General features: G+C 57.4%; 1 pseudogene. It reads right to left on the bottom strand.

What is annotated here, in order from left to right:
- A pseudogene (gene dppF / locus M3234_RS28775) lies at window positions 1-528 on the bottom strand (dipeptide ABC transporter ATP-binding subunit DppF); the annotation flags it as partial.

The raw sequence follows: 528 nt of genomic DNA, 5'->3' as shown, positions 1-528 counted from the left end.
GATGTGCTCGACGACCGACAGGTCGTGGGAGATAAACACGTAGGACAGCCCTAAATCCTGCTGCAGATCCATCATCAGGTTCAGCACCTGAGCTCGTACCGAAACGTCCAGCGCGGAGACCGGCTCATCGGCAATCACCACATCTGGATCCAGCATTAACCCGCGAGCAATAGCGATACGCTGACGCTGACCGCCGGAGAACATATGCGGGTAGCGATCGTAATGCTCGGTTTTCAGGCCCACTTTCGCCATCATCGCCAGCGCTTTTTCACGCCGCTGCTCTTTGCTCAGGCTGCTGTTAATCAGCAGCGGCTCCTCCAGAATCTGCCCCACTTTTTTACGCGGGTTCAGCGAACCATACGGGTTCTGGAACACAATCTGGATTTTTTGCCGCCGCAGCTTCTGCGCCTGCGGGTCGTGCTTAAGCAGATCCTGTCCCTGATAATAGAGCTCGCCGCCGGTGGGGATCTCAATCATCGTCAGCAGACGACCGAGGGTCGATTTGCCGCAGCCCGACTCCCCCACCAC

It is taken from the genome of Neobacillus niacini (assembly GCF_023715785.1).
GTDB classification, from domain to species: Bacteria; Bacillota; Bacilli; order Bacillales; family Cytobacillaceae; genus Neobacillus; species Neobacillus niacini_E.
The sequence above is the reverse complement of the archived record's forward strand: the minus strand, read 5'-3'. Positions and strand labels throughout refer to the sequence as shown.